This window comes from Coleofasciculus sp., assembly GCF_046565525.1.
Taxonomy (GTDB): domain Bacteria; phylum Cyanobacteriota; class Cyanobacteriia; order Cyanobacteriales; family Coleofasciculaceae; genus Coleofasciculus.
On the sequence record NZ_JBKHUP010000032.1, the window covers coordinates 38,225 to 61,046 of the forward strand.

Consider the following 22,822-nt stretch of genomic DNA (forward strand, 5'->3'; position numbering starts at 1 on the left):
TCACACTCCTTTCCCATTCTTAATCCCTGACACGCCTAAACGCCAAGAGAGTTAAGGAAGAGGAAGATGACAAATGACTAAAATATAAAATTGTTCTCTTATAAATTTAGACACGATGCCCCCTGCTGTTTGTGTCCAACAGGTCAACAAAACCTACGATAAAGTCCCTGTAGTTAAGGACCTCTCCTTCACTATCGAATCGGGAGAGATATTCGGTCTACTCGGTCCCAACGGGGCGGGGAAATCGACAACAATTCGCATGTTAACCACCCTAACCCGACCCACCGAAGGGCAAATTGAGATTGCGGGTTATGATGTGGTGCGTCAACCGGCTGAGGTAAAGCAAAATATCGGCGTCGTGTTGCAACAAACCAGCGTTGACAACGACCTAACCGTCTGGGAAAATATGGAGCTCCACGGACGCTTGCACCACATTCCTAATCCCCGACGGCAAACCCTGATTAACCAGTGGTTAGAGTATGTAGAATTATCCCAACGGCGGGATTCGCCAGTGAAAACCCTATCTGGTGGGATGAAGCGTCGCCTGCAAATTGCCAGGGCGCTACTCCACCAACCCAAAATTCTATTTTTAGATGAACCCACGGTGGGACTTGATCCCCAAACCCGTCGCCGCCTGTGGGAAATTATTCGGGATTTAAACCGCCAAGGGATGACAATGCTGCTAACGACTCATTACATGGACGAGGTGGAGGTGTTGTGTGATCAGTATGGGGCAAGTCAGCCAGGACGCATCGGTATTATGGACTGTGGTAAGCTAATTGAACTGGGAACCCTGCAACAACTCAAAGCTAACCATGGTGAAGGGTTGCTGATGAAACAAATCGGCGATCGCTTTGAGTATAAATTCTTTCCCACTCTAGACGATGCCAATGCCTACCTTGACAGCTTACCGGATAAAACAGGTATGATGGTTCGTCCCTCGAATTTAGAAGATATCTTTGTGGAATTGACGGGACGACAACTCGATTAAGGAGCGTATCGGTACTTCCGTTCCGAAAAACCTATACAGAACTATGCATAGTTAGGCATATCTGTACATAGTCGGAACGTGCAGACTAAGACTCATCGCTGTCTACGTTAGACGGGTCACGACACCTTGATATGAACGCCAGCATGATGCTCTGTCGAATTCAGTTAAGTAATCAGTGAACAGGTTTATAGCTGTAGTGCTGAATTCGTAAAAAGCCCGTCTAACATTGTCGAGGCAAACTTTACTTAGCAATAAGGTTGACAGAAGATGTCAAATTACGTTTTTCTCCTTACTTGCATAGATATGCAGAGAAATAGGATTACAGTTTCACACCCAATCCCTAATCCCCAATCACTCACGCGCCATGTCCGACTAGGGAAGCGAAGGATCAAAACTCGGTAAGGGCGGGTTTTGAACCCAAGTTATCGTCAACAGCTTGAGCGAATTCCCTAAACCCACCCCTACACATTCAACACTCAAAACGTCCCCAATGCCTCGTCTAGCGACCCAAATTGAAGCAATTCTATACTTAAAGGGCAAACCCTTGTCCCTGGCGGAAATTGCTGAGTGTGCAGGGTGCGATCGCGTTGCGGCAGAAGATGCTTTAATTGAACTGATGTCAGACTATGCCTATCGAGACAGCGCCCTAGAAGTCGTCGAGACACCAAAGGGTTACAGCTTGCAGTTACGAGCTTCATTTGCTACGTTAATGCAAAGTCTAGTGCCTGCTGAATTAGGTCTAGGAGCATTGAGAACCCTAGCCGCGATCGCACTCAAACAACCTATTGCTCAAACTCAGCTGATCGACTTACGCGGTAGTGGTGCTTATCAACATGTTCAGGAACTGATTTCCCTGGGATTTGTCAGCAGACGCCGACAAAGTGATGGTCGTTCTTACTGGTTGCAAGTTACGAATAAATTTCATCAACACTTTGAACTTGATAACCTCCTACCGTCCCTACAGACACCCTCTCAATCCTAAGCACCACCTCATCTCATTCTCATCCTTACGCCTGAATTTCTTCCTTAAGAACTAGGGCTGTTGCACCAAAGCACCAAGTCGGTAGCCAGCACAATCGTTTAGAGTAGAAACAAGTAAGTCACGTCTTTTGATTCTAATGGTATTTAACTCTGACTTCCTCAATTCTCCCCCTGAAGATGACGCATCCAACCAATTACTGAACTATCTACAACACCAATCTCCAGATGTGCTGTCCCAGGTTGCCAAATCTGCCAGCCCGGAAATTCAGCAAATCATTTCCCAGAACGTCCAGGGACTGGTGGGTATGCTTCCTTCTGAAAGTTTCAATGTCCAAATTACCACAGATCGCGAAAATTTAGCTGGATTGCTGGCTTCGGCGATGATGACGGGCTATTTTCTGCGTCGCATGGAACAACGCATGGAACTAGAAGATAACATGACCGACACTATGAGTTGGCATAGGCAATCCCATCACAACGATCACTCTTAGGATTCTTCTATCTAAACCGATTCCTGTAACATCCTAAGAGAGTCATGGGAAAGCTATTCCCCCGTTTAATCAAGACGGGTGGCGGGGGATTGGGCTGCCGTAAAGGGCAGTCGTTTTTATCTGACTAAAGAGAGTATAATCCATTATAGCCAATCTTTAAATCCACAAAATTTTTCCTAACATGAACAACTTATTGCCAATTATTACCGGATTTGTTTTAATCTACGCCTTACTTGTCTTGGTGGGTGGCATAATTGGATATGTAAAAGCCAAAAGCCAAAAATCTCTAATTTCGGGTATCACTAGTGGTCTGGGACTGTTGGTCGCTTGGTGGCTTTGTCGGGTGATCCCAATTATGGGACTGGGACTAGCCACAATAATTTCCCTGCTGTTATTTATTGTCTTTGTTATTCGTCTTTTCCGCACCCGCGCCTTTATGCCTTCGGGAATGATGATGGTTTTGTCGCTAATGGCTACCGTACTTTTTTCGGTAGGATTATTAGCAGCAGAAGGTTTCTTACAATAGATTACTGTATTTTACCGATGATCCGGATGCTCAAGCAAAATAGCAGGCGATAAGATGAGAAGTTCTTTAAAAACCCCTTATGTATTACTTCCTATCTTATTGGGCTGCTGCTTTTTTGTTTATTTCATCAGTTCGGGTCAATATCCTTGGCTTAAATCCTTTTCCTTAGATATTGCCTCAGAAATTACTGGCATTATCATCGTTGTCTTTTCAATTGATCGAGTCATGGCTATCGATCAAGAAAATCAACGAAGGAAACTAGAATCTGTGGCATTCCTACAGCTCAGGAGACCACTTCAACGTCACTTTTATTTGTTTTTCAATATGTTTAAGGCGGCTATTGCCGAAAAACCAGATAAAACTTATCAAACAGTAGCTGACTTATTTGACCATACATTTTTTGAAGAATTAGCGTTTCTTGATTTTTCCAAGCCAGCCCCTGTATTGGGTGCAATTGAAGCAGATTGGTCTGAATATTTATTACGGGAATGCTCGCAGTTTAAGGATTCCTTAAACCGCACCATGGAAAAATATTGTTTATTTTTACAACCTGAACTTATTGAATTGATGGAAGAAATGATCAATTCTCCATTTCTGTGGATTGTCTTCAATGCGCCCGTCATTCGCCAGTTTAGCGTAAATAATAACACCTCTAATTCTTATAATTTATTAGCCCGACAAGAAATTCGGGATTTACTGAAAGAGTATATTCAACTCATTACAGCATTATTAGAGCAATATAATCAAAGAGTTCCAGAAGACAAACAAATTAAAATTTCTGATGAATTGTGGGCAAACGGAGTTCTGCCAAAAATTGGTAGCGGTAGAATCTAGAGATTTAAGGTAAGTAATAAGCCTGCCCGAAAAGCGTTGCGAAAGGTCAATTGTAGGGGTGGGCATAAGCCGTTTAATTTTTATACTTACTGATAAGCTCTAAACAAAACTCGCCCTTATTCATAAAGTATAAGTCATAAATTATAATGTATTCTATTCAACGACTCGAATCCATCCCCGATTTAAACCTTCATAAATCTGTTCAACTAGGTTTTGCTCTTCCCTAGAAAGTGACTGCTTCGATAAAAGTGCTGACATGAACAGTTGTTGGTCAATTCGGCTAATTTGGCGCATATCAATAATGCGATTGGCAATTTGCCGGACAGGAAATTTGGGAAAACAAACTTGAGCAGATTTCATTGGGTCTTTAGCAACGTGGTGTATCTCTCCTTAAAATATATTACAGAACTTATCAATTCTCGAACGTGATCAAATTAGCGCATTGTCAGTGATTCGGACTAGACATAAATTGTGATAAGTGTTTTATTAGCCAAGTGATGAGTTCTCAGGAAAGCTTATGAGAAATTTGTCTTCATCAAGTGATATAAATCACAAAAGGATGGGAATAAGTATGTAAACTTTCAATATCCTAACCCACTAAAATTCCCTTCTCTTTTCTTTTATTTCCAATACTCAGATGCTTTGACCTGTCCTAATTCTAAGAGGTACGGGTCTTTTAGGGTAAGGGTTGACGTTGGCGGCGAGGGTTCAACTCCCAAGGCGGCGATAACTTGATGACCTAAGACTCGTCCGAGTCGTGGCGGTACAGCATTTCCCACCTGTCGAAATCCATGCCATTTCGTAGCATGAAAGCGGAACCAGTCCGGAAACGAATGTAAACGTGCGGCTTCTCGTACTGAAATGACCCGTGGATATTTAGGATGAATGGGACGGGGGGAGGTATAGCTACCGTGTTCGGGTCCGGTACCTGCGCGTAAGGTGTAGCAGGGTTTGTCCCAGTCTAGGCGTTGTAGGCGACTAATGGATTCTAATTGACCGGGTGGTGTTTGATTAAACCGTTCAATCGAGGCTAGATTGTGTCGCGTTCGCTTGGAACTGGTTAAGAGGAAGGGATTCCATTGGCGGGGATAGGCAAAATTAAAAGGATCGCTGATTATACCTCGTAGCTTTTCCACGTAAGGCATGGCTAATGCTTGAAGTAATTGTAACTGGGGGAGTGTCAGTTCTACCGAGTCTGAGGTTTGAAGTTCGGTAAAATCATCTAAATTGGGTAAATCCGCGATCGCATCCCGAACCGTACAAAACTCAGAGGGTGATTGCAATTGAGGTTGAGGATAGGTTAAGGGTTTCACTCCCACCTGATTCCCCAAGACAAATAACCGTTGTCGCTGCTGGGGTACACCGAAATTAACCGCGCTTAGTACCTGTATCGGTTGAATTATCTCATACCCGGCTGCTTGAAACTCGCACTGCAACCGATTCAGTAGGTTTTGGTATTTTTTCAGACCTAAACCCGGAACATTTTCCATAACAAAATAACGAGGCTGGAGTTCTTTGACCAAGCGACAGAATTCAAAGACTAAAAGGTTACGTTTGTCACAAACCTGACGTTTCCCCATCACTGAAAATCCCTGACAGGGAGGTCCACCAAATACCAAGTCAATGTCAATCCTGTCGCGATCGCTAACTAGAACAGGACTCCTTTGGCGATCGCACCAATCCCGCAAGGCTTTTTGGATATGTGTTCCCGTCAAGTCAGATACATCAGCGCACAAGACATGAGTCTGGGGAAAGTTAAACCCATAGACAGCCGCGTGAATCGGGTCTTTTTCCACTGCGATCGCCACATCCAACCCCGCCTGTTCGATCCCCAGGGAAAACCCACCAACTCCTGCAAATAAATCAATGGCGACAGGTCGATACCCCAAATTTGCCATCCCCTCATCCATTGCTTTAGCTTATCGGCGATTCATCTCACGGTCAATCAGAGATTCGACCGTGATCTGTTCCCTGTTTTGTCTAATTCGGTTACCACGCAAAATCCCCCAGTCACTTAAGACAGGGGGAAATTTTTGCGAATTATTGCAGGTTCACCGAAACGCCGTCTTGCCTCAGCTTATGACCTGGAAAACCAGGTGGGCATCGTGGACGCTCGTTTTAAGTTTCCGGGTTCATGCCCGGTCTACTGCCACAAGGTCTCTCGATTCCCTTTGCTATACGGACAAAGATCAAAAAACACTATTGGCAGTCACCAACGTTCCAGTGGAACCTGTCCTTCTATTCTAACGATTTATTTCCAGATGTTCACTGTCCAGTATTGCCATTTTCTGTAGGTACACCTGGCGTGCGCTCTGAAGATGGTCAGTGTTCGTGCCTAATTATACGCTGTTCTAGACACTCTAGGCTAAACTGATGAGTGTCATCGATCGCAAACCATGATGTTCGGGGTTATTGGCAGATGGTTTACAGCGAACCCCACTCCTATCTTGTCAAACTGGGGTTATTCCACTGGAACAGTTGGCGACAGAAACATCCTGATGTTACTCCCATGCTGGAGGGTGCCAACCTAAATTTATTGGATCTGAGTGGATTTAACCTCCGAGGGGCTAATATTCAAGGTGCTAACCTCTTTGGCACAGATTTGCTTGATGCTGACTTGACGGATGCCAATCTCACAAAAGCTGATTTTACAGGTGCCGATTTGAGGAATGCTTTTCTTTGCGGCGCTGATTTATCGGAAGCACGGTTGATTAGAACCCAAGCTTTAGGTACAAACTTTGAGAGAGCAATATTCACAGGAGTCTGCTTAGAAGACTGGAATATTGATAGTAAAACTAACTTGATTGGAGTTATCTGCGACTACGTTTATCTTAAATCCAGATATTCTCCTAAGAATAAACGATATGTACTACAAGAACGCCGTCCTCATAGTGGCAGATTTGAACCGGGTGAGTTTGCCAAGCTTTTCCAAACAACTCTAGAAACGGTTGAGTTAATCTTTCGCAACGGGATTGATTGGCAAGCATTTTTGGTTGCTTTTCAAAAATTGGAGAAAGAACAGGGTGATTTTCCTGTCTCTATTCAATCCATTGAAACGAAGCATCGAGGCACTGTAGTCATCCACCTCAATGTTCTGCCAGAGCAGGATAAGGCAAAAATTGAGCAATCCTTTAAACAGTGTTATAAACAGGAACTTCAATGCATTGAGGCAGATTATCAAGAAAAGTTTGGTACTAGAGTTCAGTCAGAGGAATTAATTACTAAGTATCGCCAACGAAATTCGGATTTTAAAGCCATGATTCAGGTTATGGCTAAAGCTCAAAGTGACTTTGTTTTAAATATGTTGCTACAATTAGAGTGATTTTTCATTAGTCATTCGTCCTTTTTTATTTGTTCAAGATTTTTCCCCCTCAAAACTCACTAAGGGCGGGTTTAGTCAAGTTATGGGTTTTGTTGGGCATTGTTATCCTTAAAACCCGCCCCTACTTCCCTTAAAAATTCACGCGCCATGACCGACTAGCAAGTGCGTTGGGTCGAAACTATCTTATTTGATAGTCTTTAACTGTACCACAGGGTTTCTATGGATTGTGCGATCGCCTGCGGGTTTCTCTCTGGGCTAGAATCCAACAGGACTGTGACATGTCCGAGTTTGCGCCCTGGGCGCGATTGTTTTTTCCCATACCAATGCAGATATGTTTGGGGCTGACGGGCTAGTTTTTGCCGTTTTTCGAGGTAGTCGTTCTGGGAATATTCGTAACCTAATAGGTTAATCATGATGGCTCTATTACACCTAAGTGTCGGTTTTGTCAATTCTAATCCAGCAACTGCCCGTAAATGCATTTCAAACTGCGAAGTTTCACAAGCATCTAAACTAAAATGCCCAGAATTGTGGGTACGGGGGGAGACTTCGTTGACAAATACCTGATTATTGGCGGTGAGAAACAGTTCAATCCCAAACACGCCCACGGCTTGTAGACTATTGAGTAAGGTACGTGCGATCGCGTCAATTTCTTTTTCTGTCTCTGTGCTAATCGGGGCGGGAATGATCACCCGACGGCACACTTGCTTTTCCTGCTGGGTTTCAACAACGGGGTAAACCACTACCTCACCGCTTAAAGAACGAGCAGCGATTACAGCTAATTCTCGTTCAAAGGGTACAAATTTCTCGACGAGGAGGGGTGTATCTCCAAGTTTTGAACAGAGTTCCTGAAAACTCTCTCTCTCCTTAAAAATAAACGTGCCTTGACCATCATAGCCGTGGCGTCGCGCTTTTAGAACGACAGGAAAATCCATCCTATCTGGGTTGAGGGGTGTCTGTAGTAAGTTAAAAGCCGGTTGGGGTAAACCAATGTCACGTAAATAGCAGCGTTGGTGATACTTATCCAGTAGGGGGGCTAAAGCCTCTAGGCGGGGGCGAAAACAGACACCTTGGTTTGCCAAGGGGAACAACCCATCCAAATTAATAAATTCATTCTCAAAGGTGATCACATCACAATCGGCGGCTAACTTAGCCGTCGCGGCGGCGTCATCAATCGGGGCAAAGATGGTATCGGAGGCGACACTAACGGCTGGATCAGTAGGATGGGGTGTTTGAATGACTAAATCCAATCCCAATGATTTAGCCCCATCTCCCATCATCCAAGCCAGTTGTCCGCCACCAATTACCCCTACTCGTTTCACAGTCTTAGGCATCAATAGGTTTGAGTCACTCGTTTGTCATGTTAGCGGATTTTGGTGTCAACATTAAACTCTGACAAGCAAAGGCTTCTGGACGAGATGATAGTGATAAGCCTTTGAATCAAGCCTATTTTCTAACCGCAACCGGAATGCCATGAACATTGACACTCCCCCGGTTAAAACGCGGGGGATTCTTTCTTCACAGGGAGGCAGAGTTTAACGTCTTCCAGGACGGAGCCTTTACCCTCAGAAAGCTTACCCACCGTGTGTCCCACGGCTTCCAGTCCTCTAATCTCGACTACCTGAGCGGCTGCTATATCGCGGTCTTGGGTATACCCGCAATGCTGACACTTGTGTACCCGTTGGGAGAGCTTTTTCTTGCCCGTTTCCTTCAGGCATTTAGGACAAGTTTGACTCGTTCCAGATGCGGGTATCTTCTGGAAGTACACGCCGCGCTTGAAACAGCATTGGGAGAGGATATCTAGGAATTGACCCCACCCCGCATCTAGGCAATGTTTAGCCAAGAAGCCTTTACCTAGTGCCTTGAGGTTGAGCTGTTCAGCAAACACAATGTCTGCCCAATCACAGAGGTTATGGGCTAGCTCCCAATGGTAGTTTTTACGGGTATTGGCTATCCGCTCATGTAGTCGGGCTACTTTGAGAAGTGCTTTAGCTCGATTGTTTGACCCAAACCGTTTATTAGCCACCTTTTTTTGCAGCGATTTCAGCTTGCTTTCTAGTCGCTTAAACGGTCTGGGATTTGGAAACGTTCGCCCATTAGACACGGCGGCAAAGTGCATTAAGCCTACATCTATTCCTAATGATGTACCAGTCGGACTGATTTCAGGTACATTTACTTTCCATTGCAGGATGAGTTGTACATACCAACCGGATGCCCGTCTCACAATACGCGCCTGTTTAATCGTCGCATCATCGGGAATTGGGCGGGATTGGTTGAATTTAACCAGCCCAATCTTAGGTAGTTTAATTCGATTCCCTTGAATGGGTTGTTCCGATGGCGTAGGAAAGACGAATGACCTCATCCGACCCGCTTTCTTGTACCGAGGAAAGCCTCTCCCATTCTTCCACATCCCCTCAAATGCTAGCTGTAGCCGCTTTAGGGTTTGCTGTAGCACTTGTGAGTGTACTGAGGCGAGTTCAGGGATACTCTTACGGGCAACCGTTAAGTTTTTGCATTGGCTGCTGTAGGTCGGTGACGGCGCATCGGCTGGAATGATGTACTCGTGTTTAATCGAGCAGGCGTAACCCCTACATTTGCGAGATTTAACCCAATCTTTGCGCTCAGTTAAAGCGTAGTTGTATACCCTACGGCATTGCTCTAGCCACTCTTCAAAAGTAGCTATCTGAGCGCTAGTTGGTTTTAGTTTGAACTCGTAAATTAAGGTAAACAGTTGCTCGACCTCCTGCAATGTTTTCTAACACTATACTACACTATTGGTGGGGCTTGTTCAGGACAAATCAGACTCGCGACTAAAGTCGCTTTGCTGAACGCCGAGATCGGTTTCATCCCCTGCGTTTTAACCAGGGGATGAAACCATCGCTATCCTGTAAGAATATAGTAAGCTCAATTCTGACTTGAGCTTTTATACTTCCCTGAAAAACTCAAACCTCTCATAACCAGCCACAACCATGAGTCAACCCACATCCGATCAACTGCAAATCTTTCTCGACATCGCCACAGAAGCCGCGATGACAGCCGGGGCAATCTTGCAAACCTACTGGGGTAAACTAGATGCGGTAGAAGAGAAAGGGCGTCCGGGTGATTTAGTCACAGTCGCTGATAAAGAAGCAGAAGCCGCCATTGTAAAAGTCTTAGGGCGTCATCTTCCCCATCATGCTATTTTGGCAGAAGAATCGGGTCAAAGGGGAGACCAGAAGAGTGAATATCTTTGGGCAATTGATCCCCTCGACGGCACCACCAATTATGCTCATCAGTACCCCATTGCTGCTACATCTGTGGGACTGCTCGTTAACGGAATACCGCAAGTGGGAGTTATCTATAATCCCTTTCACAATGAACTATTTCGGGCGGCTAAAGGATTGGGAGCAACTTGCAACCGCCGTCCGATTCAAGTGTCTGACACCTCTAATCTCCATCAAAGCTTACTAGTAACTGGCTTTGCCTATGACCGCCACGAAACCCCAGACAACAACTATGCCGAGTTTTGTCACCTAACTCACCTCACCCAAGGCGTTCGCCGCAGTGGTTCAGCCTCTCTCGATTTGGCAGAAGTGGCTTATGGACGCTTAGATGGGTATTGGGAACGGGGAATTTCACCCTGGGATATTACAGCTGGTGTAGTATTAGTGCAAGAAGCAGGTGGTACAGTCACAGCTTATGATGGTAGCCCCCTCGTCCTAAAATCTGGACGAATTCTCGCCACCAATGGTCAAATTCACAACCAACTCAGTCAGGAACTGTTACAGACACCACCCTTGTCGAGTTGGACGTGACACTTCCTCGATACGGATCAAAGATTGTAGTGCCGCTTGGCTGCAAATACCCACCCATTAACAATAGACGAAAAAGCAGATACCATAAACCATACTGCCTTAGAGTCCTGGAGCTTTGGAGACTGGGAGCCTTCTGAGACAGTCCTGCCCAACCGTCAGTTTACCCCTATCTTGGGAACCATATTTTCTACAATAGCTATGAGGATGTCAAGGGGGACTTTCATCTCTGAGACAGACTATAACACTATTCTTTCGTCACAGCAATTGGACAGCACCCTATGGCTTTTGAAATTGAACGCGGACTTTTTAAGTATGATTTCACGGATTATTATGCCATTTTAGGCGTTCCCGTCGATGCGGATGACAAGACAGTCCGGAAGCAGTATCTCAAAGTAACTCGCCGTCTCCATCCTGACAGCAGCAAATTCAAAACGGATGCGGAAAAACAGCAAGCCAATGAACTGTTAACAAAACTCGTCAATCCTGCCAAAGAACAACTGTTTCGTGGCAGTCGTGACTATAAAGTCAGTCTAGGACACATGGGCAAGCGTCTAGCCGCAGAAGGGGGCAAAATTTCGATTTCTAGCGACACGGCAAAAGAATTGGCAAGAGCTGGTGCAAATGTCGATGCTGTTTATCGGAATTCATTGAAATCTCTAGCCTCCAAGCAATACGAATCTCTTGATAAAGTAGTGGACAGAATTGGCGAAATCAGTGAACTCAATTTAGTTTACTTGATGCTCAAAGGAAAAACATCTAAATCCGGCATCAGCAAAACCTCTTCAGGAACAGCCATTTCTAAAACGGCGGGAACTGGCGCGGCGGTGAAGAAAACGACGGCTGGCGCAGCGACTAGTGGTGCATCAACGAAGGGGGGTGGGACTCAGGAAGTCTCAAAAGTTGATTCCTATCTCAGCCGCGCCGACAGCTATATGAAGAAAAACAATTTTGCGGGCGCTGTTTTAGAATTACGAGAAGCTCTCAAATTAGAGCAAACCAATAGTAAAAGTCATGGCTTATTGGGGTTAGCTTACTTAAAGCAAAATCAAGTATCCATGGCTAAGGTTCATATTAACAAAGCCTTGCAATTGAATCCCCAGGAAGAAAGCGCCTTGAAAGGAAAGCAATATATCGACAAATTAACCGAGAAAACAGGTTCAGGCAGCAAGTCGAAAGATCAATCGAGTGGCGGTGGTTTGTTTGGAGGATTGTTTAGCGGCAAGAAAAAGTAAAAGAATCAGGGACAAAGGATGAAAATTGAAACCGTTTTCAGGTTTTCCGATTGTTGGGGCGGGTTTCACCCGGATGTCCCTAAATCCCCCCTAACTGAGTGCGAGAATTTTTTGGCAGATGAGGGATGGGGAATGTAAACGTGCAGCAGCTTTTGCCGCCTAGTGGGCTAAATGTTTGGACTTCACCGGCATTTGCTCACTCACCCTCACTTGCAAAAAGGATCATTGGCAGTAGATGATAGGAGAGGAATCCACCCTTCAGGGTGGCTAGCAGATTGAACGATTGGGTGGATGGATAATCTAGAGTTTTACGATTACAAGCCGCACCTGAGCAGCTTGCGCGAAGAAATATTCCAGGGTTTGGCTCAACCCCAAAAAGCGATCGCGCCCAAGTTCTTTTATGATAAACGGGGTTCGGAACTGTTTGATCACATCTGTGAGTTGGAGGAATACTATCCCACCCGCACAGAAATTCATCTGTTAAAAACCTATTGCTGGGATATTGGACAACTTGTGGGTCAAGATTGCTTGCTGATCGAGTATGGTAGTGGCAGTAGTGCCAAAGTCCGCCTTCTGTTGGATGCCTTGCCGCACCTAGCCGGCTATATGCCCATCGATATCTCCCAAGAACACATGCTGCAAGCGTCAGCCGAACTAGCACAATCCTATCCTGACTTGGATGTGATTGCTGTTTGTGCGGATTATACCCAGGATTTTCAACTGCCACCCTATAGCAAAAAACCCGTCAATCATAAGCTAATTTTCTTTCCGGGTTCCACGATTGGCAATCTTCATCCCCCTGAGGCGCTCCATCTGCTCAAACAGTCGCGTCGTCTTCTGGATAAAGGCGATGGTATGTTAATTGGTGTTGATCTCAAAAAAGACCCAACTATTTTAAACGCCGCCTATAATGATGCCGAGGGAGTCACGGCTGAATTTAATCTACACCTATTGGAGCGGATTAATCAGGAGCTAAACGCTAATTTTGATTTATCGCACTTTCGCCACTGGGCTTTTTATAATCCAGATAAAAGCCGCATTGAGATGCATTTAGTCAGTCTCAAGGAACAAACTGTGATCATAGATAGGACACCGTTTCACTTTCGTCAAGATGAAACGATTCATACAGAAAACTCTTATAAATACAGCGTTGAAGAGTTCCAGGATATGGCAACTTATGCTGGATTCGAGGCTCAACAGGTGTGGATAGATACCAACCATCTCTTCAGCATCCATTACCTAACGATTAGGAATTAGGGATTTTATTTCCCTCTTCCCTATTCCTTGCTCCCCTAGAAGGGCGGGTTTAGTCAAGTTATCGGTTTGTCGCTCTCATTTTATTGGTAAAACCCGCCCCTACACCCCCGCTTCCCCTGTTCCCTGTTCTCTGTTCCCTGACAAATGACAAAAACTGACAAAATAAATTTTTCTTGTCCGAGTGGTTTTCCCGAATTTCTCCCAGGTGAAAAGCGTCTGGAGATGTATTTGATAGATACCATCCGCCAGGTGTTTGAGCGGTATGGATTCACACCAATCGAAACCCCTGCAGTTGAGCGGTTGGAAGTGCTGCAAGCCAAAGGAAATCAAGGAGATAATATTATTTACGGGCTACAACCCATTTTGCCCCCGAATCGCCAAGCAGAAAAAGAACAAGCGGGAGAAAGTGGTTCAGAGGAGAGAGCATTAAAGTTTGATCAGACAGTTCCCCTAGCCGCTTATATTGCCCGTCACCTGAATGAACTTCAGTTTCCCTTTGCTCGCTATCAGATGGATATTGTATTTCGGGGAGAACGGGCAAAAGCTGGACGCTATCGCCAATTTCGCCAATGTGATATTGATGTAGTGGGTCGTAATAAACTTAGTTTGCTCTATGATGCCCAAATTCCCGCAATTATTGCCGAGATTTTTACGGCGATTAATATCGGAGACTTTTTGATCCGGATTAACAATCGCAAAGTTCTCAGTGGGTTTTTTGAGTCGATTGGTTTGGATGAGAGCAAAATTATGCCCTCTATCCGCATTGTGGATGCAGGGGAGAAGATTGGCGAAGCTAAGGTGAAAAAAGCGCTCTTGGCTGAAGGGTTATCTGATGAACAAGTCGAGCAAATTCTTGCCTTTACTAAGATTCAGGGTTCGGTGGATGAAGTGTTGGCGCAATTGAACGCCATGCTTGAGGATAAACCCGATGCTCAGGTATTGAAAACGGGCATTGCTGAACTGGAAACGGTGATTACAGGGGTACGGAATTTGGGGGTGAGCGATCGCGTGTTTTGCCTTGACCTCTCAATTGCCCGTGGATTAGACTATTACACGGGAACGGTGTATGAAACAACCCTCGTTGGTCATGAAGCCTTGGGCAGTATTTGTTCAGGGGGACGGTATGAAGAACTTGTGGGAATGTTTGTCGGGGATAAAATGCCAGGAGTGGGCATTTCCATCGGTTTAACTCGGTTGATGAGTCGGCTGATTCAAGCCGGGATTCTTGAGTCTTTCTCCTCCACACCCGCTCAAGTGATGGTGGTGAATATGCAAAGCGACTTGATACCCTTATATTTAGACGTATCTCAGAAACTGCGTCAGGCGGGAATTAGTACAATTACCAGTTTTGAAGAACGTTCTGTGGGCAAACAGTTACAGCAAGCCGATAAACGGGGAATTCCCCTTTGTGTAATTATTGGCTCTGAAGAAGCCGCCGCCCAAAAATGTGGTCTGAAAAACATGAAAACCGGCGAGCAAATTGCCGTCAAGATAGAGCAGCTAGCTGATGAGGTTACCAAGCAATTAGCATAAGGGCATTTCTGTAGAGACGTTCCATGCAACGTCTCCAGCATTAAGGCAATTTTGTAGCATAAGTAAGCAACCCCGGTCTAAAGACGCGGGGCTTTAGCCAAGTAAGTTGAAGCCGTGCTTACCAGCCTAAGTCTTAATTGACTACGTTATCGGCAAGTGTTCAAGAACCTACCAAGGAATACGAAGCTAGTTCCTTGCTCTAGAACCAGAAAGTTAAACAGTTTTAAGGTCACTGAAACAGTGCTTTTTGGATAGTTACCGACCGATAACATTGGCGAAGCTAACGTTACTGAAAAGGTGAGACACAACAATGTCTAAACAACCAAATTACGTTTTTGTCCTTGATACTAACCGCAAGCCCTTGACCCCCTGCAAACCATCAATAGCAAGGAAGCTGCTGAATGCTGGCAAGGCTAAAGTCTTTAAATTGTATCCATTTACAATCATTTTGAATAAGGAGGTAGCTGATACGCCAGAACCACATACATTAAAAATCGACCCCGGTTCAAAAACGACCGGGTTGGCAATACTTTCTGGAGCTAATCTTCTCTGGGTAGCTGAATTAACTCATCGTGGTCAGTCAATCAAAATGTCACTAGAATCGCGTCGCTCGTTACGTCGTGGACGCCGCCATCGGCATACACGCTATCGTCAGGCTCGATTTCTTAACAGAACACGTCCTAAAGGTTGGTTAGCTCCAAGTCTTCAACATCGTGTAGAAACGACTCTAACTTGGGTTGAGAAACTCTCAATGTTAGCGCCAATAAAAGTAGTTGTTCAAGAGTTGGTCAGGTTTGATTTACAACAACTAGAAAACCCTGAAATATCCGGCATTGAATATCAACAAGGGGAGTTAGCTGGTTACGAAGTTCGTGAGTACCTGATTAATAAATGGGAGAGAAAATGCGCTTACTGTGGCATTGAAAATGTCCCTCTACAGGTAGAACATATCCAACCCAAAGCTAAAGGTGGTAGTAATCGGATATCTAATTTGTGCCTAGCTTGCGAAAAGTGCAACCTCAAAAAAGGGACTAAAGAAATCAATGTATTTCTCGCCAATAAGCCTGATGTTTTAAAAAGAGTTATCGCTCAAGCTAAACGACCTTTAAAAGATGCTGCTGCTGTTAATTCAACCCGTTGGGCTTTATTCAATCGACTAAAAGAGACGGGCTTAGAAATTAGTACGGGTTCTGGTGGATTAACCAAGTTCAATAGAACTAAATTAAAGTTGCCAAAAACTCATTTTTTTGATGCGGCTTGCGTTGGTGATACGCCGGAACTTTTAGTGCTAGCAAGTCAACATTTAAGCATCAAAGCAACGGGTCATGGCTCTAGGCAAATGTGTCGTACTGACAAGTTTGGGTTTCCTTCTCGATATGTACCTAGATTGAAGTTTATTAAAGGTTTTCAGACTGGTGATATCGTGAAAGCGATTGTTACCTCTGGGAAAAAGGTTGGAACTTACGCCGGGAGGGTTGCAGTTCGCTCTACTGGTAGTTTCAATATTTCAACAACAGGTGGGCTGATTCAAGGAATTAGCCACAAATACTGTCAACAAATTCATCATTCATGATGGTTACAATTATGGTTTTTGAATATTGGAGGCTTCTTAAACCGCTACCGTGCGTTCCTCCCCGGTCTGAAGCTTGCCCGATAAGCGAAGCGAAGGGACACGGGGTTTCCCGCAACGGAGGAGTTCTGATGACAGACAATTTTTCCAAGAATCCCAATTGGGTACAATAATTGGAGTAGTGTTGCAAAATGAACCATGAACTACACTGCCACTAGCGCATCTTGGTAAGAGTTATGATTTAAGCGGAAATGAACCTGACTCAGAGCATACCACGTTTGCTCACCGACCACTCCATCTACCAGTAAGCCATGACGTTTCTGGAACGCTCGCACCGCTTGTTCTGTTTGTTCGCCAAAATCACCATCAATTGGCGATGAATAATCCTGAGTCAGATGCAGCACCCACTGTAAGGGAATCACCATATCATGTCTGCTACCTCGATTGAGTACAGGCATATTAACCGGGGCGCCGTGATAAAGGGCTTGCCATGTTAGGGAATCGACAATACCATCAGCTTTGAGGAACATACTTTGCTGAAATTCCATCACAGCATCATGGACCGAGCGATCAAAATACCCCCCCATGGGACCGGTGTAGGTGCCGCAATGAGCCAGAAGCTTTTGCAATTCTAAAACCTCAGCTCCCACCGAACCCAGTTGCAGTATAGGTTTGCGAACCGATGATTTAGCTGTGAGTCTAACCTTTGATGTCGTTTCCGGATTAAAAAGCGCTTGCATAGTACAGTCCTCATAAGGAGTAAGTTTGTACAGTATTTTAAGGTACTGTTGATGGCTGGGAACTTATCCTAGCTAACCCAATCAGCCTTGTCATCATCCGATTGGACAATTGGGTTAAAGGATGTATTCAGTCTCAACTTAATCCTACAGTAGGTTCAACGGAAGGGAAATGATACAAAAGCGATCGCGCCTGAGTGAGAAGGTTCAAGTACGCGATCGCTTAATTAAAATTAACGGATTTTATCTCAACCTGTGGAAACCCGCGCAGGCGGGTGCAAGTTTGTGTAGCTGCGGTTACCCTACGGGAAGCCGCTCCGCGTCTACAACCGCCCAATTAACTAGGCGAGGATAAAATCACTCCTGTCGAGGGCATTTGCTTGAATCCCACTCAAGATAGCTAGGTCTGTATTGAAGACACTAATGCGAGTATCATTACCATCTTGAATCAGGTCAAGCTGTTGGAACGTGATGCCCAAACCACGAATGCCAATCCGGTCAATCTCTATTTCAAAGTCGGTAATCGTGTGAGCCGCACTGGGAACAAAGCCATTAACAATCCAGAACTGATCATCACCTTTGCCACCCGTCATGGTGCTACCACCCTCACCACCGAACAATAGATCATCGCCATCACCGCCTGAGAGTTGATCATTGAAGCCAGCAATCAGGATATCATCACCTTTGCCGCCATCAAGACTATTATTCCCTGAACCAAAAGAGGCATTCAGAATATCATCGCCATCGCCACCAGACAATTGATCATTGAAGCCAGCTAAAAGATTGTCGTCGCCATCGCCACCATCAAGGCTGTTATTTCCTGTACCAACGGAAGCGTTAAGGATATCATCGCCATCACCGCCCAAAAGTTGGTCATTAGAACCAGCCAGGAGGTTGTCATCACCTTGACCCCCATCAAGCACGTTATTTCCGCCACCATTTAAGGCATTGAGGATATCATCGCCTTGACCCCCATCAAGCACGTTATGACTGCCACCACTGGAAACATCAAGAATATCATCACCCTTGCCGCCTAATAGGTGGTCATTAGAGCCAGCTATTAGAACATCGTTACCTTTGCCTCCATCAAGCAGGTTATTGCCGCCACCACTAGAGGCATCTAGGGTATCATGACCTTGGCCGCCAAACAACTGATCGTTGAAGTTAGCCAACAGTTCATCCTTGCCTTTACCACCATCAAGCAGGTTGTTTCCGCCACCATTGGATACATCCAGGCGATCATCGCCAGCTTCACCAAAGAGTTGGTCGTAGCTATTGCCAATCAGCGTATCATTACCTTTACCGCCGTAGAACTGATTACCACCAACGCTGCCTGAGCCATCCACCTCATCGTTCCCAGCCAAGGCAAAAACGATGACGGGACTATCGGTAATGGTGAAAACATCATCGCCAGAAGTGCCAAATATAGTTTTCGGAGGAATCTTTTGATTACCAAAGTCGATATTGGTGACTATATCACCAGAGCCGAGAGTTACCTTCTGGCTACCAGCGATAGGAAATGAATTACCCGTGAATGATAAGTTGTCAACCAGCAATCCTGAGTCAACAGCCGTATCTCCCACGTCCACAACCCCGATTCCCAGGGTAAAAGTACCGGCGGTTTGGAAAGTATAGGAGAAGGTGTCAAATCCGGTTTCTTCATTAAAAATGGTAGGAGAGAATCCGAAAGAGCTATTGGTATTCGCTAGCGTGTCCAAAGTATTTGACACAATCGAAACGAAGCCAAAATCGTTGAAGAAAGTGGGTGTACCTTCGTTGGTGAGGAAGTTCCAATCAAAGCTCAATTGAGTGCCAGCCGATACTGTTACTGTTTGCTTGATTGCTGAACCAACGGTAGCATTGCCATTACCCAGACCATCTAGGCTTCCAAAAGTCAACCCCAGGAAAGTTTCTAGTTGGGTATCGCTTACGGAAGTCCCGCCGTTAGTTAGTAACGCTTGATTGGTTCCCTCCGTTGGACCCGAACCAAAGGCAGCTGTCTCGATAGTCGTGTTACCCGTTGTTTGCCAAGGATCAAAGCTGCCTGTTTCAAAACCACCGTTCAAATTCGGAAATGTCTGCTTCCAACCGGGTTTTAGCACCTCGGCAACGGTGTAAGTACCTGGATTCAGGTTCGTGAAGGTATAGTCGCCGTTGATATCGGTTTTCGTAGATGTCTCACCGGAATCGAGTTGACCGTTTTGATTATCATCTAAGTAAATTGTCCAACCCGCCAAACCTGGCTCATTGGCATCTTGTTTTCCATCCCCATTGAGGTCATTCCACTTGCTGCCGCTAATTTCTCCTGGCTTAGGTACTCCGACAAACACATTATCGATCGCCCAGTTATCGAAGCCATTACCACTATGATTAACTTGACGCCAGCGGAAACTGGTGCTACTCGTCTGAGCAACAGTGGGAACTGTTTCGCTGAGGGTTGTCCAACTGGTGAAGGCTTCCGTGTCATAGAGTCCAAGCTGAGTCCAGCTACTACCACCATTGATGGAATATTCCAGTACTACATCTTCCCCTGCATCCGCATTTTCTCCGCCATTGGAGCCATTGCCAAAAATTAGGTCAAAGAAGACTGTACCACCGCTGGAGACATCGACAAAGTTTGTAGTGGCAAAGCGAGAGTTCCCGCCAGAAGCACCACCGTTAAACCACAGGGAATTCCCATCACTACCGACAAAGTTGCTGTTGGCTGTGCCGTTGGTGATCGTTGACCATTGGCTATTATCAATGTCTGGGTCAAAGTCATCAACAACACTGTTGAGGATCGGTGGTCCGACAGTTACATTATCGATCGCCCAGTTATCGAAATTATTACCACTGTGAGCGATTTGCCGCCAACGGAAGTTGGTGCTACTCGTCTGAGCAGCAGTAGGAATCGTCTCGGTGAGGGTTGTCCAAGTGGTAAAGGCTTCTGTGTCGTAAAGACCAAACTGATTCCAAGTGGTGCCACCGTTTGTGGAGTATTCCAGCACCACGTCTTCCCCTGGATCGGCATTTTCGCCACCATTGGAGCTATTGCCAAAGATCAAATCAAAGGTAATCGTACCGCCATTAGCAACATCTACCAGATTGGTGATGGCAAAACGAGAGCTACCGCCAGGAGAACCTCCGTTAAACCATAGAGAGTTCCCATCACTGCCAACAAAGTTGCTATTGGCTGTACCGTTAGTGATGTTTGACCATTGGCTATTGTCAATGTCTGGGTCAAAGTCATCAAAGATTACGGGAACAACTGGAGGAGGGGTAGAGCCAGTCAGGGCACTGTAGGCATTGAGCCGCCCACCTGAAACGGTTATGCCTTGTAATGCTGGAATTGGGTCAACGGTTGCCAGGATACGATCCTTGACCTGTTGGGCTGTTAATGTGGGGTCGTCAGACCAAACCAAACTAGCAACACCTGCTACGTGGGGAGTTGCCATGGATGTTCCACTCTTGAAGCCGTACCCACCCCCAGGAATGGTGCTATAGACAGAAGAGCCTGGTGCGCCCAAGTCTACAGATGTTGCTCCGTAGTTGGAAAAACTCGACCGTTGATCGTCATCGTCGGTGGAAGCGACAGAAATGATATTATCCAGGTTATAGCTAGATGGATAGCGAGGAGTTGCGTCATTGTCACTATTATTATTTGCTGCTGCGGCAATGAATAACTGTCCGGCTGCACCAGCCGCCGCGATCGCATCATACAACCCCTGGGAAAAGCCGCCACCACTCCAACTATTGTTGGTCAGGTTAGCGCCCATCATCGTGGCATATTCCACTGCCTGAATCGCATTAAAGATACTACCGGAACCTGAGGAGCCGAGGAACTTGATCGCCATAATATCGGCAGACCAACTGACACCTGTCACACCGATACCATTGTTTCCTTCGGCGGCGATGGTTCCGGCTACGTGAGTGCCATGACTGTTATCGTCAAACGGGTTGTTATCGTTATTAATAAAGTCCCAACCGTAGACATCATCAACGTAGCCGTTACCATCATCATCAATTCCATTTCCGGCAATTTCTCCCGGATTTGTCCACATATTGTCATTGAGATCAGGATGGTTATAGTCCACCCCGGTATCAATTACCCCAACGACTACGTTGTTTCCGGTTTCTTCGCCGTAAATCCAAATAGTTAACAAAACTTATGAGTAGAAAAATAAACCACTGTTCCAGCCGGCATTGAAACCCTAGTCAGTTGCCTAAATCCAATTGTAAATGTAAAGATTTTTAACAAAGACTGACCTATTGCGTAAAATCTTCCCCCTCAGCCAGAGTGATCAGGTGAACGGTTAAACTGTTGCGATTCGCAGAGTGATTCCGTCGTGTCAGACATCTGAAATAGATACTGGGAATAATTCTGCTTTTTGAACAAAATAGTGAAAGAGGTCATCTAGTAGTGCAACACATAAGTGAAACGTCAAAATCAAAGTTTCAGTTTAGTGGTCATGATTTATTGATTTTACGGGTTGAGTTGATGAGTCACTAGATAATTCAGTTGGCTCAGGACAATGAAGAGAAGCCACTTAGATAATTATGAGGGATAAAAATGTATGAGATTGTAAGATTGAAACGAATAAAAGAACGGATGAATAAAAAACACTTAGAAAAGGAGATTAATAGATGTCTAATACATCTCAAAAAAATGAATTACTTAATTTACTTCTTGACGCACAACAAACTGTAGCAGGAAGTATAGAGCGAAGGCAAACTGTAACCAAACTGGTTGATCGAATCCTGCGATCGCGCCTAATATGCCGTCCGCTAAAAGACCAATCCCTATCCAATGCTTGCCAAGACATTTATCAAGCCGCACGCCAGCAACTTTTGGGTACTCTGTACTCGGATATTGACCGCTACAATCCTGAAAATGAATCCCTAAGACAATGGGCAAATGTAAGGATGCGGGAAGCCTTTCAAGAAATACTCACTGACAATCGTCTGAAACAGCTAGCTCTAGAAGCAAAACAATATCCAGCCCAGACACAGCAACGCCAATATCTCTTAACTGAACTGGTTAATGCGATTCAACTATCTCGGAGACTTATCCGTCCTCATCGAGGTGAACTAAAGAGTGATTTTTATAACATAATTTATGATGATGCCGTCAATCGAACCTTGCTTTATGTTTTCCAAAAAATTGACTTATATGACCCGGAACGAGGGAATGGGGTATTTATGAATTGGGTTAACTTTAGACTGGATAGAACATTAAGAGATATTCGAGCATCTTACCAGATTACCCAAGACAAGCCGATTGCTATCGAAGAAATAGATAATCTGGGAACAACTGAGGCGGCTCCCACGACATTTGAAATCATCATGCATTATATAGAACGTGATCCCGATGAAATTTTTAAACAGGAATTGATTCAAAAACATCCCAACGCCAGCTTCCAAGCTATATTTTTAGCGAAACGCATTCAGGGGAAAAGCTGGAAAGAGATTTCACAAGACTTGGGAATTCCCGTGACAACCTTAAGTAGTTTCTATTGGCGCTGTATTCAACGGTTTGCCCCAAAAATTAGACAGTACGTCCAAGACTGCGCGTAAACCT

18 protein-coding genes, 1 other RNA gene and 1 pseudogene are annotated in these 22,822 nt (G+C 45.1%); 13 read left to right on the forward strand and 7 right to left on the reverse strand.

All coding sequences use genetic code 11. The annotated features are described in order from the left end of the window. Positions 1–115 precede the first annotated feature (115 nt). From ACLGGO_RS13545 to ACLGGO_RS13565, 5 genes are all read left to right on the forward strand, one after another. Positions 116–991, forward strand: a complete 876-nt coding sequence (locus ACLGGO_RS13545; RefSeq protein WP_446419712.1) for an ABC transporter ATP-binding protein — start codon at positions 116–118, stop codon at positions 989–991. A gap of 490 nt (positions 992–1,481) precedes the next feature. Next, the gene (gene scpB, locus ACLGGO_RS13550; RefSeq protein WP_446335418.1) at positions 1,482–1,973 is read left to right on the forward strand and encodes an SMC-Scp complex subunit ScpB; all 492 of its coding nucleotides are present in this window, start codon (positions 1,482–1,484) and stop codon (positions 1,971–1,973) included. A 136-nt stretch (positions 1,974–2,109) separates the two neighbouring features. Next, positions 2,110–2,463, forward strand: a complete 354-nt coding sequence (locus ACLGGO_RS13555) for a DUF760 domain-containing protein (RefSeq protein ID WP_446335419.1) — start codon at positions 2,110–2,112, stop codon at positions 2,461–2,463. A 181-nt stretch (positions 2,464–2,644) separates the two neighbouring features. Further along, on the forward strand, positions 2,645–2,989 hold the full coding sequence (locus tag ACLGGO_RS13560; protein WP_446419713.1) for a TMEM14 family protein: 345 nt from the start codon (positions 2,645–2,647) through the stop codon (positions 2,987–2,989). 54 nt (positions 2,990–3,043) lie between these two features. Then, the gene (locus ACLGGO_RS13565; RefSeq protein WP_446419714.1) at positions 3,044–3,823 is read left to right on the forward strand and encodes a hypothetical protein; all 780 of its coding nucleotides are present in this window, start codon (positions 3,044–3,046) and stop codon (positions 3,821–3,823) included. Between the two features lie 153 nt (positions 3,824–3,976). Here ACLGGO_RS13565 and ACLGGO_RS13570 read toward each other — a convergent pair whose 3' ends face one another. The 3 genes from ACLGGO_RS13570 to ssrS all read right to left on the reverse strand — a co-directional run bounded on the left by ACLGGO_RS13570 (position 3,977) and on the right by ssrS (position 6,053). Further along, positions 3,977–4,183: a hypothetical protein gene (locus ACLGGO_RS13570; protein ID WP_446335422.1), complete on the reverse strand. Its 207-nt coding sequence runs from the start codon at positions 4,181–4,183 to the stop codon at positions 3,977–3,979. 260 nt (positions 4,184–4,443) lie between these two features. Then, complete coding sequence (locus ACLGGO_RS13575) at positions 4,444–5,721, reverse strand: DNA cytosine methyltransferase (RefSeq protein WP_446419715.1); 1,278 nt, start codon at positions 5,719–5,721, stop codon at positions 4,444–4,446. Positions 5,722–5,870: 149 nt separating this feature from the next. Continuing rightward, positions 5,871–6,053: non-coding RNA, 6S RNA (gene ssrS, locus ACLGGO_RS13580), on the reverse strand. A gap of 147 nt (positions 6,054–6,200) precedes the next feature. Here ssrS and ACLGGO_RS13585 point away from each other — a divergent pair. Next, the gene (locus ACLGGO_RS13585) at positions 6,201–7,145 is read left to right on the forward strand and encodes a pentapeptide repeat-containing protein (protein ID WP_446335424.1); all 945 of its coding nucleotides are present in this window, start codon (positions 6,201–6,203) and stop codon (positions 7,143–7,145) included. A 197-nt stretch (positions 7,146–7,342) separates the two neighbouring features. On the opposite strand, the gene ACLGGO_RS13590 is transcribed toward ACLGGO_RS13585, so the two are convergent. Together ACLGGO_RS13590 and ACLGGO_RS13595 are read right to left on the reverse strand one after the other, a co-directional pair. Further along, on the reverse strand, positions 7,343–8,476 hold the full coding sequence (locus ACLGGO_RS13590) for a 5-(carboxyamino)imidazole ribonucleotide synthase (protein ID WP_446419726.1): 1,134 nt from the start codon (positions 8,474–8,476) through the stop codon (positions 7,343–7,345). A gap of 161 nt (positions 8,477–8,637) precedes the next feature. Next, complete coding sequence (locus ACLGGO_RS13595) at positions 8,638–9,873, reverse strand: RNA-guided endonuclease InsQ/TnpB family protein (RefSeq protein ID WP_446335439.1); 1,236 nt, start codon at positions 9,871–9,873, stop codon at positions 8,638–8,640. A gap of 238 nt (positions 9,874–10,111) precedes the next feature. On the opposite strand from ACLGGO_RS13595, the gene ACLGGO_RS13600 reads away from it, so the two are divergent. The 5 genes and pseudogenes from ACLGGO_RS13600 to iscB all read left to right on the forward strand — a co-directional run bounded on the left by ACLGGO_RS13600 (position 10,112) and on the right by iscB (position 16,553). After that, positions 10,112–10,936, forward strand: coding sequence for an inositol monophosphatase family protein (locus ACLGGO_RS13600; protein WP_446419716.1), 825 nt, complete (start codon positions 10,112–10,114; stop codon positions 10,934–10,936). Between the two features lie 278 nt (positions 10,937–11,214). Beyond that, a complete protein-coding gene (locus ACLGGO_RS13605) occupies positions 11,215–12,168 on the forward strand; it encodes a J domain-containing protein (RefSeq protein ID WP_446419717.1) in 954 nt (317 codons plus the stop codon). Positions 12,169–12,459: 291 nt separating this feature from the next. Beyond that, positions 12,460–13,425 (forward strand): L-histidine N(alpha)-methyltransferase, encoded by a 966-nt coding sequence (gene egtD, locus ACLGGO_RS13610; protein ID WP_446335428.1) that lies wholly within the window; start codon positions 12,460–12,462, stop codon positions 13,423–13,425. A gap of 144 nt (positions 13,426–13,569) precedes the next feature. Beyond that, positions 13,570–14,958, forward strand: coding sequence for a histidine--tRNA ligase (gene hisS, locus ACLGGO_RS13615; RefSeq protein WP_446419718.1), 1,389 nt, complete (start codon positions 13,570–13,572; stop codon positions 14,956–14,958). Between the two features lie 310 nt (positions 14,959–15,268). Beyond that, a pseudogene (gene iscB / locus ACLGGO_RS13620) lies at positions 15,269–16,553 on the forward strand (RNA-guided endonuclease IscB). Between the two features lie 178 nt (positions 16,554–16,731). On the opposite strand, the gene ACLGGO_RS13625 reads toward iscB, so the two are convergent. Beyond that, entirely contained in the window at positions 16,732–17,268 is a 537-nt protein-coding gene (locus tag ACLGGO_RS13625; RefSeq protein WP_446419719.1) for a peptidoglycan-binding domain-containing protein, read from the reverse strand. A gap of 169 nt (positions 17,269–17,437) precedes the next feature. Between ACLGGO_RS13625 and ACLGGO_RS13630 the strand changes: the two genes are divergently transcribed. Then, entirely contained in the window at positions 17,438–17,620 is a 183-nt protein-coding gene (locus tag ACLGGO_RS13630) for a hypothetical protein (protein WP_446419720.1), read from the forward strand. Here the strand turns inward: ACLGGO_RS13630 and ACLGGO_RS13635 are convergent. Further along, a complete protein-coding gene (locus ACLGGO_RS13635; RefSeq protein ID WP_446419721.1) occupies positions 17,607–21,407 on the reverse strand; it encodes a S8 family serine peptidase in 3,801 nt (1,266 codons plus the stop codon). The two genes, ACLGGO_RS13630 and ACLGGO_RS13635, sit on opposite strands and share 14 nt — an antisense overlap. Positions 21,408–21,888: 481 nt before the next feature. Between ACLGGO_RS13635 and ACLGGO_RS13640 the strand changes: the two genes are divergently transcribed. Continuing rightward, on the forward strand, positions 21,889–22,818 hold the full coding sequence (locus ACLGGO_RS13640; protein ID WP_446419722.1) for a hypothetical protein: 930 nt from the start codon (positions 21,889–21,891) through the stop codon (positions 22,816–22,818). The last annotated feature ends 4 nt before the right edge of the window (positions 22,819–22,822 follow it).

Coding starts and splice junctions, on each gene's coding strand:
- ACLGGO_RS13545 (WP_446419712.1), top strand. CDS start 116: ATGCCCCCTGCTGTTTGTGTCCAACAGGTCAACAAAACCTACGATAAA.
- scpB (WP_446335418.1), top strand. CDS start 1,482: ATGCCTCGTCTAGCGACCCAAATTGAAGCAATTCTATACTTAAAGGGC.
- ACLGGO_RS13555 (WP_446335419.1), top strand. CDS start 2,110: ATGGTATTTAACTCTGACTTCCTCAATTCTCCCCCTGAAGATGACGCA.
- ACLGGO_RS13560 (WP_446419713.1), top strand. CDS start 2,645: ATGAACAACTTATTGCCAATTATTACCGGATTTGTTTTAATCTACGCC.
- ACLGGO_RS13565 (WP_446419714.1), top strand. CDS start 3,044: ATGAGAAGTTCTTTAAAAACCCCTTATGTATTACTTCCTATCTTATTG.
- ACLGGO_RS13570 (WP_446335422.1), bottom strand. CDS start 4,183: ATGAAATCTGCTCAAGTTTGTTTTCCCAAATTTCCTGTCCGGCAAATT.
- ACLGGO_RS13575 (WP_446419715.1), bottom strand. CDS start 5,721: ATGGCAAATTTGGGGTATCGACCTGTCGCCATTGATTTATTTGCAGGA.
- ACLGGO_RS13590 (WP_446419726.1), bottom strand. CDS start 8,476: ATGCCTAAGACTGTGAAACGAGTAGGGGTAATTGGTGGCGGACAACTG.
- ACLGGO_RS13600 (WP_446419716.1), top strand. CDS start 10,112: ATGAGTCAACCCACATCCGATCAACTGCAAATCTTTCTCGACATCGCC.
- ACLGGO_RS13605 (WP_446419717.1), top strand. CDS start 11,215: ATGGCTTTTGAAATTGAACGCGGACTTTTTAAGTATGATTTCACGGAT.
- egtD (WP_446335428.1), top strand. CDS start 12,460: ATGGATAATCTAGAGTTTTACGATTACAAGCCGCACCTGAGCAGCTTG.
- hisS (WP_446419718.1), top strand. CDS start 13,570: ATGACAAAAACTGACAAAATAAATTTTTCTTGTCCGAGTGGTTTTCCC.
- ACLGGO_RS13625 (WP_446419719.1), bottom strand. CDS start 17,268: ATGCAAGCGCTTTTTAATCCGGAAACGACATCAAAGGTTAGACTCACA.
- ACLGGO_RS13630 (WP_446419720.1), top strand. CDS start 17,438: ATGATACAAAAGCGATCGCGCCTGAGTGAGAAGGTTCAAGTACGCGAT.
- ACLGGO_RS13640 (WP_446419722.1), top strand. CDS start 21,889: ATGTCTAATACATCTCAAAAAAATGAATTACTTAATTTACTTCTTGAC.